The 14,619-nt window shown below is 57.0% G+C and carries 14 protein-coding genes, 1 tRNA gene and 1 pseudogene; 10 read left to right on the top strand and 6 right to left on the bottom strand.

The window, feature by feature from the left end:
• Window positions 1–101: pseudogene (locus CU100_RS21630) on the top strand (sugar transferase); the annotation flags it as partial.
• Window positions 102–356: 255 nt separating this feature from the next.
• Here the strand turns inward: CU100_RS21630 and CU100_RS21625 are convergent.
• Window positions 357–647 (bottom strand): DUF1236 domain-containing protein, encoded by a 291-nt coding sequence (locus tag CU100_RS21625; RefSeq protein WP_106718620.1) that lies wholly within the window; start codon window positions 645–647, stop codon window positions 357–359.
• Between the two features lie 336 nt (window positions 648–983).
• Here CU100_RS21625 and CU100_RS21620 point away from each other — a divergent pair, with 336 nt between their 5' ends.
• Window positions 984–1,379, top strand: coding sequence for a DUF1236 domain-containing protein (locus tag CU100_RS21620; RefSeq protein WP_106718619.1), 396 nt, complete (start codon window positions 984–986; stop codon window positions 1,377–1,379).
• Window positions 1,380–1,446: 67 nt separating this feature from the next.
• Window positions 1,447–2,202 carry a DUF1236 domain-containing protein gene (locus tag CU100_RS21615; RefSeq protein WP_106718618.1) on the top strand — a complete coding sequence of 252 codons (756 nt, stop codon included), beginning with the start codon at window positions 1,447–1,449 and terminating at the stop codon, window positions 2,200–2,202.
• A gap of 74 nt (window positions 2,203–2,276) precedes the next feature.
• Here the strand turns inward: CU100_RS21615 and CU100_RS21610 are convergent, their stop codons facing one another.
• On the bottom strand, window positions 2,277–3,104 hold the full coding sequence (locus CU100_RS21610) for a Hint domain-containing protein (RefSeq protein ID WP_106718617.1): 828 nt from the start codon (window positions 3,102–3,104) through the stop codon (window positions 2,277–2,279).
• A gap of 549 nt (window positions 3,105–3,653) precedes the next feature.
• Here CU100_RS21610 and CU100_RS21600 point away from each other — a divergent pair.
• Both CU100_RS21600 and CU100_RS21595 read left to right on the top strand, forming a co-directional pair.
• Complete coding sequence (locus CU100_RS21600; protein WP_106718615.1) at window positions 3,654–4,001, top strand: hypothetical protein; 348 nt, start codon at window positions 3,654–3,656, stop codon at window positions 3,999–4,001.
• 261 nt (window positions 4,002–4,262) lie between these two features.
• Complete coding sequence (locus tag CU100_RS21595; protein WP_170113917.1) at window positions 4,263–5,531, top strand: calcium-binding protein; 1,269 nt, start codon at window positions 4,263–4,265, stop codon at window positions 5,529–5,531.
• Between the two features lie 396 nt (window positions 5,532–5,927).
• Here the strand turns inward: CU100_RS21595 and CU100_RS21590 are convergent.
• A tRNA-Met gene (locus CU100_RS21590) sits at window positions 5,928–6,004 on the bottom strand.
• A 442-nt stretch (window positions 6,005–6,446) separates the two neighbouring features.
• On the opposite strand from CU100_RS21590, the gene CU100_RS21585 reads away from it, so the two are divergent.
• Together CU100_RS21585 and CU100_RS21580 are read left to right on the top strand one after the other, a co-directional pair.
• A complete protein-coding gene (locus CU100_RS21585) occupies window positions 6,447–7,409 on the top strand; it encodes a Gfo/Idh/MocA family protein (RefSeq protein ID WP_106718714.1) in 963 nt (320 codons plus the stop codon).
• A gap of 313 nt (window positions 7,410–7,722) precedes the next feature.
• A complete protein-coding gene (locus tag CU100_RS21580; RefSeq protein ID WP_106718713.1) occupies window positions 7,723–8,847 on the top strand; it encodes a DegT/DnrJ/EryC1/StrS family aminotransferase in 1,125 nt (374 codons plus the stop codon).
• A gap of 34 nt (window positions 8,848–8,881) precedes the next feature.
• On the opposite strand, the gene mnmA is transcribed toward CU100_RS21580, so the two are convergent.
• Window positions 8,882–10,069 carry a tRNA 2-thiouridine(34) synthase MnmA gene (mnmA, locus tag CU100_RS21575; RefSeq protein WP_183635432.1) on the bottom strand — a complete coding sequence of 396 codons (1,188 nt, stop codon included), beginning with the start codon at window positions 10,067–10,069 and terminating at the stop codon, window positions 8,882–8,884.
• A gap of 297 nt (window positions 10,070–10,366) precedes the next feature.
• On the opposite strand from mnmA, the gene sciP reads away from it, so the two are divergent.
• Entirely contained in the window at window positions 10,367–10,642 is a 276-nt protein-coding gene (sciP, locus tag CU100_RS21570; protein WP_091878079.1) for a CtrA inhibitor SciP, read from the top strand.
• Between the two features lie 68 nt (window positions 10,643–10,710).
• Here sciP and CU100_RS21565 read toward each other — a convergent pair whose 3' ends face one another.
• On the bottom strand, window positions 10,711–11,172 hold the full coding sequence (locus CU100_RS21565) for a paraquat-inducible protein A (RefSeq protein ID WP_106718613.1): 462 nt from the start codon (window positions 11,170–11,172) through the stop codon (window positions 10,711–10,713).
• A 225-nt stretch (window positions 11,173–11,397) separates the two neighbouring features.
• On the opposite strand from CU100_RS21565, the gene CU100_RS21560 reads away from it, so the two are divergent.
• Together CU100_RS21560 and CU100_RS21555 are read left to right on the top strand one after the other, a co-directional pair.
• A complete protein-coding gene (locus CU100_RS21560; RefSeq protein WP_106718612.1) occupies window positions 11,398–13,509 on the top strand; it encodes a carboxy terminal-processing peptidase in 2,112 nt (703 codons plus the stop codon).
• Window positions 13,510–13,569: 60 nt separating this feature from the next.
• Window positions 13,570–13,866 carry a GNAT family N-acetyltransferase gene (locus CU100_RS21555; protein WP_106718611.1) on the top strand — a complete coding sequence of 99 codons (297 nt, stop codon included), beginning with the start codon at window positions 13,570–13,572 and terminating at the stop codon, window positions 13,864–13,866.
• A 49-nt stretch (window positions 13,867–13,915) separates the two neighbouring features.
• Here CU100_RS21555 and CU100_RS21550 read toward each other — a convergent pair whose 3' ends face one another.
• A complete protein-coding gene (locus tag CU100_RS21550; RefSeq protein WP_106718610.1) occupies window positions 13,916–14,302 on the bottom strand; it encodes a flagellar export protein FliJ in 387 nt (128 codons plus the stop codon).
• Window positions 14,303–14,619 lie beyond the last annotated feature (317 nt).

Raw genomic sequence — 14,619 nt, 5'->3', positions numbered from 1 at the left:
CCTTCGACAAGCACTATGTCGAGAACTGGTCGCTGCTGCAGGACATCCTCATCATCCTCAAGACCATTCCAGCTGTCTGCGCACTGCGCGGATCCTATTGAGCCCGCGATGCGCGGGAGGCCGGCAAGGAAAAGACGGCAGGCCGATCGTGTTCCGGTCTGCCGTCCGAGGTCAGAGGCGGGGTTATAAGGTGAGGCGCCGCTCCCCGCCGAGATGGCGCGTCTTAAAACATGCCCGGGAACAATGTGGCTTGGCCGCACCCTCTCCCGGAGATCATGCGGCCAAGCCCGGCTGACCCAAGGCGATCAGCCATTTCGTCATCAGGCTCGCAGTCAGAAATCCTGTCTGACGCCATATTACTTCGACATGTGGACGACCTTGCGGTCCTTCATCGACACGATGACCGGCTGCTTGTCCACGTAGATATAGCCATAGTCGGGGCTATCGGGGATCGGCACCAGCTTGACGTTCTGAGGCACCGCCGTACCGATGGCGATGTCGCCCTCGATGGTGACGGGTTGGGTTGGATGCGCGATCACATATTCACGGGCCGGTTGTGGAACATCGACAACGACTGCGTCCTGCGCATAGGCAACGCCGGAGGCTGCAAGCATCACGGCTGTGGCAAGCAAGATCCGTCTCATCATTACTCTCCCTTGTGGCAATTCATTGTTCGCGGGGTCGGAACCTGTGGCTGAAGGCTTTGTTCCACCGTCGGGCGTTTGTCCAAGGATTTCAGACCTTTGCCCCGCATCAACCAGACTTTGGTCCGATACTTGACCGGCCGATATACGCACCCTGATCGGACCGAAGCCCAAATTCGGAACGGTGCAAGAGCGATCACGTTTGCCTTTCAGCTTTGCCGTCCACGTTAGGACGAGCCAAGGGCGACGGACAGCAAAGCCGGACTTGAGACGATGTTGTCTCTCCCGTGGTGAAGCCCGGGAGGTCCCTCTTGGCTCTGATGTCGAAAGGAATTGGTTATGAACAAGAAACTGATCGTAGCGGGGGCTGTATTGCTCGGATTTGCAACTGCCGCCTCTGCGCAGGAGGGCACGGTCAATGGCGCCGCGGGCGGTGCTGTGACCGGGGCCATCGTTGGTGGCCCTGTTGGCGCCGCTGTCGGCGGGGTCGCCGGTGCCGTGGTTGGGACCGTGCTCGCACCGCCTCCGCGCGAGGTCGTAACCTATGTGGAACAGCAGCCGATCCCCGAGGAAGAAGTCGTTGTTCGCGAGAAGATCGTCGTCGGCAAGCCATTGCCGGAGACAGTACGGGTAGTGCCGATCCCCGACGATCCGAAATATGCCTATGCGGTTGTCAACAAACAGCGTGTGATCGTCGATCCTTCGAACAGGACGGTGGTTCGCGTCATCAACTAGCAGAGATAAGTGCCGGGAGCGTCGAAGCGCTCCCGGCACTTGCGATAAACCAGAAGGAGATAATCCCATGAAGAATATCATCTTGAAGAGCGCGCTTGTGCTGGCGTTGGGCGTTGCCCCGGGAGCAGGACTTGCACAAACGGAAATGCTGAAGAAGAAACCGGCCCAGCAGAGCGAAGGCACCCAGGAACAGGGCGCAACGAAGCCGCAGGCCGAGTCGCAGACTGAAGGCCAGGCTGGGACCCAGATGAAGAAGAACCAGCAGACCGAGGGACAGGCGCAGGCTCCGGCCGGCCAGGACACGACCGCCGGCCAGAAGGCCGACAGCTCGACCGGCACCCAGATGAAGAAGCAGACGGAAGGACAGGCGCAGGCCCCGTCAACGCAGGATACGCAGCAGCAGGGCGCAGAAACCAAGCCGCAGGACCAGACCGGTACGACTTCTACCGAGGGTACCGCCAAGTCGGGTACGACTTCCACTGAGGGTACCGCCAAGTCCGGCACAACTGCGCCGAGCGATGACACGGCCAAGACGACCGACCAGCCGTCAAGCGAAACGACCGGCAGCATCAATGTGACGACAGAACAGCAGACCGAGATCAAGCAGGTCATTACCGAGACCAAGGCGGAACCGGTTCGCGACGTGAACTTCGAGGTGAATGTCGGTGTCGCCGTTCCGCGGACCATCGAGTTGCAGCCGCTGCCGCCGCAGATCGTGAAGGTGGTCCCGAGATATGAGGGCTATCGCTACTTCGTGCTGGCTGACGGGCGGATCGTCATCGTCGATCCCGATAGTTACGAGATCGTTCTCGTCATCGTCTAACAGGCAACAGCACCGGCAAAAAAGAGGGGCGGCCACGGAGCCGCCCCGTTTCTTGTTTGGAACGCCGGCGATGGTCAGCTGACCAATTGACCGGCGCGCGCTGCAACCCTTTCATAGGCCGTCTGAACCGGGTCGCGCACCTGAACAAAACGCGAGATGCCAAGGCGAAGGAGGGCCTTCAAGTGATCTCTTCCGCCCTCATAGCCTGCAAACGGTGCGAAAGGCGCCATCGCGGTGCCCGCAAAGGCAGGGTAGAGACGTTCATACTCGGCAAAGTTGGTGAAGTTTTCGTGGTTGTTGGCCCGCATCAGGAAGCTCTCGGCCGGAGCCCCTTCGGCGAAGATCACTTCGTGTTTATCGAGGACGATCTGGAAATAGTCGATCGTTCCCGCATTTGCGGGAAGGGCGCGTACAACCGACATGCCATTGACGAGTTCCTTCACCCGGATCAGCACACCGTCCATCAACAGCGCGTGGTCGGGAGAAAGATAAAGGTCGCGTCGAGGCGTCTTGTCATCGAAGGCGCCGCGCGCAATGCGTATCGGCATCACGCTCTCATGCGACGCCTGGCCGGTCATCCTGTAGGTGCGGCGACCGATCCACTTGATGGGGACCGCGTGTCCGCGCACCGTTTCAACCAGATCGCCGATCTTCAGATCCTCGATGCGTGTCTCGCCTCCCGGGGTCCTGATGGAAGTGCCGCGCAGAAAGCAATTATTACCGCCTCCCCTGGGGCCGCGATCGCCATGTTTATCCTTGGGCTTGGCCTCGGCCGGCAAAGCGGAGATTGCAGCGGCGGCCGTACTCATGGCCGCAACGCGGGCGCTGGCGGCGACGATGACGCCGAGGAAGTGACGCCTGGCCCGGCTGGGGGCCACGGGGCGCCGTGAAGTTGAAGACATTGGTTTCCCTCCCTGTTACTTGTCTCACCTCCCCAGGATGCGGATCATCATCTTAACCCCGCTTGCCGCGCCGGCGGGTCTCGGGACTTGTGCTTCATGCATACGAAAATAGACTAAGGCACACCTGCTAAAGCAGTAGGGCCGGGGAAAAGCTACGGCTTTTGGAGGAGGCCGACCCTGCATCGCAGTGAATGTATCGGCAACGCTGCCGAAGGTGTTCGACGCGCGGGGTTCTTGGATGGAGTGGAACGAAGAAAGCCCGATCAGCTGGGATTGTGTCAGCTGATCGGGCTCTGGGGCCCCCCTGAAGGGCCCGTTCCCGACCGGGACGTGCCGGGAGTTGAATATAGCATCAATCCTGCACCGCGAAATCGGACCAAAGGCCCTGTTTATAGCAGCCAAAAGACCGGATTTTCCTTGGCGATTCAGCGTGTTCGCGGCCCGGAAAGGCGATAGCCTGCTCTATATCGGTACAGTCGGAACGGGTTTCTCAGGGAAGCTCGCGGAGGGCCCACGCCGACAAAATCCCGTTATTGCAACAGGGTCGAGATGACGCTTCAGAACGATGCGCTGAAGTTCCGCAACGATCCGACGCAGACGGGGTCGCAGATCGCGATCGGCAATGTGACGCGGCTATGGACGCACATGTGGCTCCTGATGAAAGCATGCGGGGCAACACCGGCCAAAGCTTATCGCTTCCCCTCTTCGCACCCCCTCCATATCGGTTTGAACGCTGGTCATCGATCCTCGACCGGCGACCTGACCTTCAACCCGAACTTTTCCGATTGGGTGATGGGATGGCCGATCGGCTGGACCGATCCGACGCGGCCGGTAATGGAGTGGTGCCGCTGGCTGCAGCTTATGCGTGGCGAACTCTCAAAGCTGCCCATACTCTGAGGTGAGACAAGGGCGGTGCAGGGCAATCCCTTGCGCCGCATTTCTTTGGCTTTGAGACGGTCTCAAACGCCGTTTGAAGACACTTTGAGATGATCTCTGGCGGCCGGCGAGAGTTCTGCGAGTAATATCAGGCATGTAACTATTTTTAAGTATAGTTTGTTGCGTTCTAAATAAAACGGCGTACAATTGCATGTGTTGGCTGCAGAGCAACAGGCCTCGGGGGAGAAACCGGCCCGTGCAGCCCGAATGGGAGCCACGATCATGGCAATCGACCCCAGCTTGTTTGCATTTTTAGAAGTTTATAATGGCCTTTGGAAGCCGGAGGTAATCAATCCGCTGCTTGGCAATGGCACCACCGGCAATGACGATGTCAAAATAACGTCGGGTCTCTCACCGGCCTTGCTATTAGGCAGCGGTCTTGCCGGGAATGACAGGATTACCTTGGCAGATGGGGCGTTGATTCTCAATATCGATGGCGGCCTAGGCAGCGATCAACTTTATGGCAATAGCGGCATCAATATCATCAATGGCGAAGGTGGCAATGATTACATCGAAGGTGGCAGCGGAGCGGATCTCCTCAATGGCGGGGCTGACATCGATACGCTGAGCTATGAGAATTCCGGTGCTGCGGTGACCGTCAACATGACGAGACTGACCCTTGGCAACATCACCGTCAGCGGCGGTCATGCCACCGGCGATCTCGTTGCAAACAACTTCGAGAACGTCGTCGGCTCGGGGCACAACGATACGATCACCGGCAATATCAACAAAAATGTCCTGATCGGCTTGGGCGGGAATGACACGCTCCATGGCATGAACGGTGATGACAGGCTCATCGGCGGCGCGGGCGCTGATACGCTCAATGGCGGGGCTGGCGATGACACGCTGGTTGGCGGCGCGGGCGCAGACCAGCTCAATGGCGGCGCTGGAGTAGATATGGCCGATTATTCGACCTCCCAACACAATGTAGTGGTCAATTTAACCACGACCTTTGGAAATTTAAACGATGCTTCGGGGGATCGCCTGTACGATATTGAAAACCTCACAGGCTCCGCTTTTGATGACACGCTGATAGGAACGTCCGGCGAAAATACACTGCGAGGCGGGAACGGAATGGATGTCCTTCGTGGGGAAGACGGCAGTGATATTCTGATAGGCGGGGGCGGTCACGACGAATTAGACGGAGGTGGCGGTTCAGATACATATCGTTATGAGAATTGGACTACCCCTGGCGACTGGGAGGCATACACTGACTCTATTGAATTTGATCGGGGAAGCGACAAACTTGACCTCTCACAGATTGACGCCAACTCGATTGAGGCGGGGAAACAGGCGTTCACAATTGTTGAACGCATTGAAGGCAATCCGGTCTTTACTAACCATGCGGGAGAACTGGGAATATTCGAGTATCAAAGCGGAGACGGTGGTCTGGTGCAAGTTCAGGGAGATATCAATGGCGATGGCTTCTCCGATTTTATTATCTATACGCAATCCCCCTTTACGGTTTCACAAGACGATATCATCCTCTAGCGAATCAACGCTCCATTGGGGTAAAACCGGTAGTCAGTCATAGGTAGTATTATTTCTAATTCGCCGCCGTTCACCTCTTGGCGGCGGCGCGGGTGATGCCTGTAACGTGTTCGTACTTGGTCCAAGGCATGCAGGATTTATGTCCCAGCTTCGGACGCTATGCCAACTCAATTTCACCCCCCTCTCCGATGACATGCCCAATGGCGAACTGTCGCGCCCGATGCGGAACCGATTTTGAAAAGGTCGAAGGCAGTTTGACGAAGCAATGCCTTTCGCTTCAACACCTGGTCCCGAAACCTGTTTGCTCTAAAACCAGCTGTCAAAAAATCAAAACTGCGCGACAAGCTACAGCGCGACAAGCTACATACAATATTGAAATTGTTATCGTTTAGGGAATGGTAGCGAAGGAGGGATTCGAACCCCCGACACAAGGATTATGATTCCTCTGCTCTAACCTACTGAGCTACTTCGCCCCATGTGTCTCGCGACCCCATGAATGGTTTGCCTCAAAAAGCTGACCGGAGGGACGCGCTGTCTAAAATCGACAGGGACGGGCGGGATATATGGGGGTGGCAACACGCTGTCAAGCAATGTTACGCCGATACCTACGAAGAATTCACCCTGACGGGCGCACCTGCAGTTGAAACTGGAGTTGCATTGCTGCTGTGCGTGGTTCGCCGTTCGACAAGCTTACGGTGAAGAAGCTCACCATGAGGGAGGTGGGGCGTTGGCAGAATAATCTCCAAGGCCGTAGTCGTCCTCTCCGCACTCCTTCGTCCCTCATGGTGATCTTGTCGAACCATGCACAGCAGCAATGCAACGTTGAATGGCGATTCCCTTGGAACTACGTCCTCCGGCACTTGTCATAGTTTCGTCGTACGGATAAGGGATGCCGACATGAACAAGGCGATCAAGATGGCTCCACGGATTGCAGTGCTGGGTTGCGGTTACTGGGGGAGCAACCATATCCGCACATTAAAGAGCCTTGGCGCGCTTTATGGCGTCTCCGACCAGAACAGCGATCGTGCTGCCGGCTTTGCCGCCGAGCAGGGTGTCGAGCATATCGAGGTCGAGAAACTTTTCACTCATCCGGATGTCGATGGCATCGTCATGGCCCTGCCACCGCAATTTCATGCGCAGACGGCAATTCGAGCGGTCAGCCACGGTAAGGACGTGCTGGTAGAAAAGCCGATCGCCCTGACCGTTCCGGACGCCGAGGCGGCCGTGAAAGCAGCCCACGACAATGGCCGTATGTTCATGGTCGGTCATGTGCTGCGCTTTCACCCGGCTTTCGAAAAACTGCTCGAACTCGTCAGGGCAGGCGATCTCGGCAAGGTGCGGTATATCCATTCGCACCGGCTCGGCCTCGGGAAATTCCACACCGAGAACGATGCATTGTGGGATCTGGCGCCGCACGACCTTTCGATGATCCTTGCGATCACCGGGACTGAGCCGCTTGAAGTACGCGGCGAGGGCGCGGCCGTGCTGGACCATTTGAGCGATTTCGCCCATCTGCATCTGAGCTTTCCGGACAATGTTCGCGGCCATCTGTTTGCTTCGCGGCTCAATCCCTATCGCGAACGGCGGCTGGCCGTGGTCGGAACCAAGGCGATGGCCGTTTTCGACGACATGGAAACATGGGACAAGAAGCTCGCGGTCTACAAACATTCTATCTGGCAGGACAATGGCCAGTGGGCGTCAACCACCGAGGAGCCGACCTACGTCAAGGTTGAACAGGGCATGCCGCTTACGCGGGAATTGCAGAGTTTCATCGAGAGCATCCAAACGCGTGTGCAGCCAAAGACAGACGGCGAAGAGGCTATCCGCGTGTTGAGGATCCTTACGGCCGGTACTGTTGCTCATAACAAGAGTGAGTGAGGCGCATCGAGATAGTGCGTGGCTCGTTGGACAGACTCACGATGAAGAAGCTCACCATGAGGGAGGTTGTTTGGTTGCAGGGAGCCACATTTGCAACGCTGGTGAATGTCCTTGCAACCCGCCCACTTCCCTCATGGCTTGTCGAACCAAGCACTATCGATAGGCAATCGCATTGCTCTCGACATAAAGCGTTGTTACAAGGCCGCACAAACTTTGAAATGGCGCACTCTGGCGGACCGTGCTTCGCCCTTTTAGAGAGTAGCCAAACAGTTTCCCGGCGCAGATTCGCGGAGACATTGACAGTGGAGCAATGATGCAGTTCATCGATCTCGGCGCACAGCGTGAACGGATTAGCGGCAAAATCGACGCGGCAATCGCCAAGGTTGTGCGCGAGGGCAAATACATTCTCGGGCCGGAAGTTGCCGAATTTGAAAAGCGCCTGGCCGAGTATATCGGCGTCGAGCACGTCGTTGCCTGTGCCAATGGCACCGACGCACTGCTCATTCCGCTGATGGCGAAGGGAATTGGTCCCGGCGATGCGGTGTTCTGCCCGAGCTTCACCTTCGCGGCGACCGCAGAAGTGGTGGCGCTGGCCGGCGCCGAGCCTGTCTTCGTCGATGTCGATCCGGACACCTACAATATCGACGTGAAGCAGCTTGAAGCCGCCATTGCCGCTGTGCGCGCAGAAGGCCGAGTGGAGCCGAAGGCGATCATCCCCGTCGATCTGTTCGGACTTGCCGCTGACTACACGGCCCTTTCGGCGGTCGCGGCCCGGGAAAACCTCTTCGTCATCGAAGACGCGGCGCAATCCATCGGCGGCAAGCGCGACAACGCCATGTGCGGCGCGTTCGGCGATGTAGGAGCTACGAGCTTCTACCCGGCCAAGCCTCTCGGCTGCTACGGCGATGGCGGCGCCATGTTCACCAATGACGCTGCCTTCGCAGAGTTGCTACGTTCCGTGCTGTTCCACGGCAAGGGCGAGACACAATATGACAATGTGCGTATTGGCTTGAACTCGCGTCTCGATACGATCCAGGCGGCGATCCTCTTAGAGAAACTCGCAATTCTCGAAGACGAGATGGAAGCCCGGCAGGTTGTTGCCAGGCGATATGCCGACGGCCTGAGAGACATCGTCAAAGTGGCATTGATGCCGGAAGGTTCGCGGTCCGCCTGGGCGCAATACGCCATCGAGACGGAAAACCGCGATGCGCTCAAGGCACACCTGCAGGCGAACGGCATTCCCTCGGTGATCTATTATGTGAAGCCGCTACACCTTCAGGAAGCCTATGCGCATTACATGCGCGCGCCGGGTGGTCTGCCGGTTTCGGAAACCTTGCCGAAGAATATATTGTGCCTGCCAATGCATCCATATTTGAGCAAAGACGATCAGGAGCGGATTATCGGTACAATTCGCGAGTTCCACGAAAAAGGGGCCTGACGGCCCCCATTTCCTTCAAGTCGAACTGATCTGATCAGGCGTGCTGGCCCTGCTGGGCGAGGCGTTTCAGCATGGCTTCAGCCTGCGGCGCGCGCTCCGAGCGGCCAATGAAACCGCCGCCGAACACGCGGGCCGTGTTGCTGTCGTCCGAGTAAAGCACGCAGGCCTGCCCCGGCGCTATACCGCTTTCGCCATCTACCAGCTCCACCCAGGTGTCGCCGCCCTGATGATGCAGAACTGCCGGACGGGGCGGGCGGGTGGAACGGACCTTGGCGTAAACCTCGACGCCGCTTGCGGGAATGTTATCCAAAGCGTCGTCGCCGAGCCAATTGACGTTGCGCAGGTACACTTTGCGAGTCTCGAGCGCCTCACGCGGGCCGACGATGACGCGCGCGTTGGCTGCGTCGAGATGCACTACATAAAGAGGATCGCCAGTCGCCACGCCGATGCCGCGGCGCTGGCCGATCGTGTAGTGAACGATGCCTTCGTGGCGGCCGAGCACACGACCATCGATGTGCACGATGTCACCGGGATTGGCCGCTTCCGGCTTCAGCTTGGAGATAATGTCTGAATATTTACCCTGCGGTACGAAGCAGATGTCCTGGCTGTCCTGCTTGTTTGCAACCGTCAGGCCTAGCTCCTCTGCGATCGCGCGCGTTTCGGGCTTTGTCAGTCCGCCGAGCGGGAAGCGCAGATAGTCGATCTGTTCCTGCGTCGTTGCGAAGAGGAAATAGCTCTGGTCCTTGTCGGTGTCGACAGGACGATAGAGGGCACGGTGCGCACCATTGGCGCTGCTGCGGATGTAATGACCAGTCGCCAGTGCATCGGCGCCGAGATCGCGTGCGGTCTGCAGGAGATCGGCGAACTTGACGGTCTGGTTGCAGGAAACGCAAGGGATCGGTGTTTCGCCGCTGACATAGCTTGCGGCGAACGGATCGATCACAGCTTCGCGGAAACGCGCTTCGTAATCGAGCACATAATGCGGAATGCCAAGGCGCTCGGAAACGCGGCGTGCGTCTTCTATGTCCTGACCCGCACAGCACGAACCGGCACGATGGGTCGATGCGCCATGATCATAAAGCTGAAGCGTAACGCCAACGACATCATAGCCCTGGCGCTTGAGAATACCGGCCACAACAGAAGAATCCACGCCGCCCGACATGGCAACGACGATGCGAGTGTCTTCCGGTCTTCCCGGCAGATCGAGATTATTCAGTGTCATAGCAGATCCGTTTTCGTCGCGGCATAAGGGCGCAGCGCATTATCGGCACTATATAGGCCATCGACCCGGTCTTGCCAACAAGAAGCGGTGCCGATGATATTTTTCTTAAGTAAAAGGTTTCGGCGGTCCCCTGATAGCGTTGCGCCGAAATTTTGCGGATCACCTGCAAGTTTAACGAAAATACGGCCAATCCATTAACCGAAGTTACCAGACAATGACTCGGGGTTTAGGCAATTATTAAAGCCCTGACTGTAATGTCAGCTGCGATAGGTCTTGAAGTTTAGTGTAGAGAGTACAATGACCGATCTTGTTCGACCGAGAGTAAAATACGTAATCGGCCCGGATGGCAGCCCGCTGACCATCGCCGATCTTCCACCCGCGAACACGCGGCGTTGGGTTATCCGCCGCAAGGCTGAGGTGGTTGCCGCTGTGCGCGGTGGTCTTCTTAGTCTTGAGGAGGCCTGCCATCGCTACACGTTGACGGTGGAAGAGTTCCTGTCCTGGCAGTCCTCGATCTCTGATCATGGTCTGGCTGGTCTTAGAACTACCCGGATACAGCAATATCGTCATTAGATGATGGTGCATTTGAATAGAACAAGGGCTGGTCGCGAGACCGGCCCTTTTCGTTTGCATCGCAACATCTAGGTCACAGACGTTTCTTCTCGAACAATAAGATGTGCTGCAGCTGCAGACAGAATTGCCGAGGCGGTGAAGAACCATAGACCCGGCTGCGCGATCGCCGTGGCGAGCCCGCTTGTCTTGGCGCCGAAAATGACGAGAGCCACGAGCAACACATCCAGCATGGACCATTTCGACAAAATTGTAATCCAGCGATGCAAGGCATGGGCGGCAGCGGGAACCTGCGATGCAGCCAATTGCCCCACAGCCAGCTTTGTGACGGGTAAAATCACCGAAAAGATCGCGACAATGGCCGCCAGCAACCATTCACCGCCCGACCACAATGATCGGATTACGCCAAGCAGCGAAGGGTTTTCGTCGAAGAAGTATAAGCGGCTGACGCTCATCAGCGGCATCGTCATCCCCAGAGCCAGCGAGAATGTGGCTATGAACAGGAGGATGGGGATGAACGATCGTATCTGCATGCGGGTCTAGACCACCATTGATGTTGCATATGCATGCGGAAACCGGCGGCGGCCGTCAAGGACCAGCGACCGGACACACTGGATCACATTCGCTTGTACCGCGGTTGACGCTTCCCATCACATGTCGCCATAGTTAAGGTAGTGCCGACTTACTTCCGGCGTAATTTTGAATATTTGAGTACTCCGGTGATTTTGACCCGGACGTAACATTGGATCGATACATCTATGCGTACCAAATTTGCCTTGCTGCTCGTATTTCTGGCGTTCTTTTCCTCTGCCCATGCACTGGAGGCGAATTTGCCGCCTGTGCTTGCCCCGGAGGAAGAGCAGGCCAGGGCCGCGCATCTGAGTGCACAGGTGCTGACCTATTATCATTATAAGAAGGTGCCGCTGGACGACGCTTTGTCCGCCAAGATAATGAACCGTTACATCGAGTTGCTGGACCCGGAACGCTTCTTCTTCCTTCAGTCCGACATTGATCAATTCATGACCAATAGAGACAACATCGATGATGCGATCTTCAAAGACGATCTCAGCATCCCGTTTGCCATCTTCAACGTTTATGAGCAACGTTACGTAGAGCGCCTGAATTACGCGCGTGATTTGCTCGAGAATGGTTTCGACTTCAGTCAGAACGAAAGTTACACGCTTATCCGCGACAAGGAGCCTTGGCCGAAAACAATCGAGGAAAGCCAAGACCTATGGCGCAAGCGCGTTAAAAACGATTGGCTGCGCCTGAAACTGGCCGGTACGCCGGAAGCGACCATACGTGAGACGCTTAACAAGCGTTACAGCAACTCGCAGGCCCGCGCCTACAAGTACAAGAGTGACGATGTATTTCAGACATTCATGACCGCCTATACGAACTCGATCGAACCGCACACCGATTATCTCGGCGTAGCGGCGGCATCGGACTTCGACATTTCGATGAAGCTTTCCCTCGTTGGTATTGGGGCCGTCCTGCAGGAGCGCGACGAATACACGACCATACGCGAGCTGGTCCCCGGCGGGCCGGCACAGCTATCGGGCCAACTGGCTGTCGGTGACCGGATCGTCGGTGTCGCCCAGGGGAAGGATGGTGAGATCGTAGATGTCGTCGGAACGCGTGTGAATGAAGTCGTAAAGCTGATACGCGGCGAGAAAGATACGGTGGTCCGCCTGGACATACTGCCAACGGATGCGGGGCTCGATGGCAAGCATCGCATCGTTCCGCTGGTTCGAGACAATATCAGCCTGGAAAAGCAGGCGGCCCAGAAAAGCGTCAAGATCGTGAAGGACGGGGAGACGACCCGCAAGATCGGCGTGATAACGCTCCCCACATTCTACGAGGATTTCGACGGGCGGCGGCGCGGCGACAAGGATTACCGGAGCGCCAGCCGCGATGTCGCCAAGCTGTTGGCCGAACTGAAGAAAGACGATGTCGACGGAATTGTGATGGATTTGCGCAACAATGGCGGAGGTTCCTTGCCGCAAGCCATCGAGTTGACCGGCTTTTTCGTCGGCAAGGGACCGGTACTTCAGCAGCGCAATGGTGATGGCGAGATCAAGGTCAACGGCAACAAGCGCGCCACCGCCCTCTGGACCGGACCGTTGGCCGTACTTATCAACCGTGGTTCCGCCTCTGCCTCCGAAATTTTTGCGGCGGCCATTCAGGACTACGGGCGGGGCGTCATCGTCGGCGAACCCAGTTTCGGTAAGGGCACGGTGCAGACCGTTGTGGACCTGGACAAGGAAGCCGGGAATGCAACCCCGGAACTCGGCGAACTGAAAATGACGGTTGCGCAATTCTTCCGGATAAATGGCGGAACGACCCAGCTCCGCGGCGTGACACCGGACATCATTTTGCCGGGTTTCCTCGACGAGGAGAAACTTGGGGAGTCAAGTTTTGACAATGCGCTGCCCTGGTTGCAGATCAAACCTGCGGACTACAGGCCGCTTGGCGAGATCAAGCCAATCCTGCCGGAGCTACAAAGCCGTCATAACGCTCGCGCCGCAAAAGACAAGGATTTCACCCGTCTGGTCGAGGATGTGAACGAACTGGAGCTTTTGCGCAAGCAAAGCATCATCTCGCTCAATGAAACGGAAAGGCGCGCCGAGAGAGACCGTCAGATAGCGCGTCTCAAGGCGCGTGAGTCGGCAGATGGGAAAGGTTCGACGTCACCGGCCGACCTAGTGTTCAGGGAGGATGGACTGCAGGCAGACGAGCGCAGCTTGAGCGAAAGCTTAGCAAGCGAGAAGGCGTTGAAGGAAGCCAAGGACGTCATTCTCGACGAAACCGTCAACATTGTCGGCGATGCAGCGAGTCTGCCCAAAGTCGAGTCCGCCAAAAACAATTGAGGACCGGTGACCGGTACCGGTTGGTCGTTGGCTACTGGTACCGTTTAGAAGGATGCGGCAATGGAAGATCATATCCATATCGACAGGCAGGATACGGAAAGTGGCGGGCGCTACGTGGCCAATGTTTCCAACCATGAGGCCGAGATGTCATACTCGCGTGCCAGTCCCCGCCTGATCATCATCGATCACACGTCGGTGCCGGATGCATTGCGAGGTCAGGGCGTGGGGCAGGCGCTAGCGCTGCATGCGGTGGAGGATGCGCGCGCAGGAGGCTGGAAGATAATACCGCTGTGTCCCTTCATGCGCGCGCAATCGCTCAGGCACGAGGAATGGGCAGACGTCGTTCAGCAGAGATAAAGGCTTTTTGAGAACTTCACGTGTTGGAGGAATTCTCAAAGAGCCTCCACTAACCGATCATCGAGCGGCGGTCTGGAACGGGGACTTCTTCCACATCCCGCGGCTTGCCATCCCGTTGCTCGAGCGCTTCCGCCTTTGCGAGTTCGGCTTCCGACTCCAATAGTGCGGCCTCTGCCTCATCTTTCTGAGACTTCAGGTCGCGGATCGAAACGAACAGATTGTCGCGGCGCTGACGTGCGGCTTTCGCGAAGGTTGGGTAGGCGAAATGGGTGGTGTCCGTGATGCCGGCTTTCTTTTCTTCCGACAGTATCTGGGCATCGAGTTCAGCGGCCATGCGCTCGAACTCGCCCATCATCAGATCGAGCTGGCCGAGTTGACGGCGCTTTTCCTTCACCTGAAAGAGCTTCAGCCGAACCAAACCTTCATGCGACTTCATGCTCACTACCCCCTCAACACCTTTACAAAGACCGGTACTCTGATCGCCGCTTGAGAAACTGGCGGCGGATCATCCGGCACGAATTCACCCCGAATCACTTCGGGAAATCGAAACAAAAACTTAAAGGCTGCCCTTGCTGGTAACCTTTTCTTTACGTTCAGCATTAATCATACGCCTTAAGACTTAAAGCTCTGTAAATCGGCGCCGCAAGTTTTTAGGCAGTGATTTATCGAGTCGTTTGAATCGCTTAAGGCGGAAACCTGATGCTTCGCCTGATCGTGAGTAGGCTTTATGAATCAAGGCTGTGTGTGAGACTT

Origin of the sequence: Phyllobacterium endophyticum (assembly GCF_003010935.1) — a bacterium.
GTDB classification, from domain to species: Bacteria; Pseudomonadota; Alphaproteobacteria; order Rhizobiales; family Rhizobiaceae; genus Phyllobacterium; species Phyllobacterium endophyticum.
This window is presented reverse-complemented; position numbering and strand designations above follow the sequence as displayed.

What these genes read in the sequence shown, in the direction of transcription:
- CU100_RS21625 (WP_106718620.1), bottom strand. Translation starts at nt 647, where the DNA reads ATGATGAGACGGATCTTGCTTGCCACAGCCGTGATGCTTGCAGCCTCC.
- CU100_RS21620 (WP_106718619.1), top strand. Translation starts at nt 984, where the DNA reads ATGAACAAGAAACTGATCGTAGCGGGGGCTGTATTGCTCGGATTTGCA.
- CU100_RS21615 (WP_106718618.1), top strand. Translation starts at nt 1,447, where the DNA reads ATGAAGAATATCATCTTGAAGAGCGCGCTTGTGCTGGCGTTGGGCGTT.
- CU100_RS21610 (WP_106718617.1), bottom strand. Translation starts at nt 3,104, where the DNA reads ATGTCTTCAACTTCACGGCGCCCCGTGGCCCCCAGCCGGGCCAGGCGT.
- CU100_RS21600 (WP_106718615.1), top strand. Translation starts at nt 3,654, where the DNA reads ATGACGCTTCAGAACGATGCGCTGAAGTTCCGCAACGATCCGACGCAG.
- CU100_RS21595 (WP_170113917.1), top strand. Translation starts at nt 4,263, where the DNA reads ATGGCAATCGACCCCAGCTTGTTTGCATTTTTAGAAGTTTATAATGGC.
- CU100_RS21585 (WP_106718714.1), top strand. Translation starts at nt 6,447, where the DNA reads ATGGCTCCACGGATTGCAGTGCTGGGTTGCGGTTACTGGGGGAGCAAC.
- CU100_RS21580 (WP_106718713.1), top strand. Translation starts at nt 7,723, where the DNA reads ATGCAGTTCATCGATCTCGGCGCACAGCGTGAACGGATTAGCGGCAAA.
- mnmA (WP_183635432.1), bottom strand. Translation starts at nt 10,069, where the DNA reads ATGACACTGAATAATCTCGATCTGCCGGGAAGACCGGAAGACACTCGC.
- sciP (WP_091878079.1), top strand. Translation starts at nt 10,367, where the DNA reads ATGACCGATCTTGTTCGACCGAGAGTAAAATACGTAATCGGCCCGGAT.
- CU100_RS21565 (WP_106718613.1), bottom strand. Translation starts at nt 11,172, where the DNA reads ATGCAGATACGATCGTTCATCCCCATCCTCCTGTTCATAGCCACATTC.
- CU100_RS21560 (WP_106718612.1), top strand. Translation starts at nt 11,398, where the DNA reads ATGCGTACCAAATTTGCCTTGCTGCTCGTATTTCTGGCGTTCTTTTCC.
- CU100_RS21555 (WP_106718611.1), top strand. Translation starts at nt 13,570, where the DNA reads ATGGAAGATCATATCCATATCGACAGGCAGGATACGGAAAGTGGCGGG.
- CU100_RS21550 (WP_106718610.1), bottom strand. Translation starts at nt 14,302, where the DNA reads ATGAAGTCGCATGAAGGTTTGGTTCGGCTGAAGCTCTTTCAGGTGAAG.